Source organism: Pseudoalteromonas sp. S3178 (assembly GCF_005886985.1).
Lineage (GTDB): Bacteria > Pseudomonadota > Gammaproteobacteria > Enterobacterales > Alteromonadaceae > Pseudoalteromonas > Pseudoalteromonas carrageenovora.
In genome coordinates this window covers 1-328 of the sequence record NZ_PNCW01000227.1, presented here as the reverse complement: position 1 = coordinate 328, position 328 = coordinate 1, and the positions used below count along the sequence as shown (strand labels likewise).

At 40.5% G+C, this 328-nt stretch carries 1 pseudogene; it reads left to right on the top strand.

Annotated elements, in window-relative coordinates:
* Positions 1-328 (top strand): annotated as a pseudogene (locus tag CWC11_RS20735) (DDE-type integrase/transposase/recombinase); the annotation flags it as partial.

Below are 328 nucleotides of genomic sequence, written 5' to 3'. Positions count from 1 at the left end.
CCTTCGTTGATACCTACAGCAAAGTAGCGTTCGCTAAGCTCTACACCACGAAAACGCCAATTACTGCGGCTGACATACTTAACGACAAAGTACTGCCGTACTTCGAACAATACGAGCTTCCAATGCTACGTATTCTGACCGATAGAGGTACTGAATATTGCGGCAAAGTCGAACATCATGATTATCAGCTATATCTAGCGATCAATGATATAGAGCATACAAAGACGAAAGCTATGTCACCGCAAACAAATGGTATCTGCGAGCGGTTCCACAAAACTATTTTAAATGAGTTCTACCAAATTACATTTAGGAAAAAGTTGTATTCTGA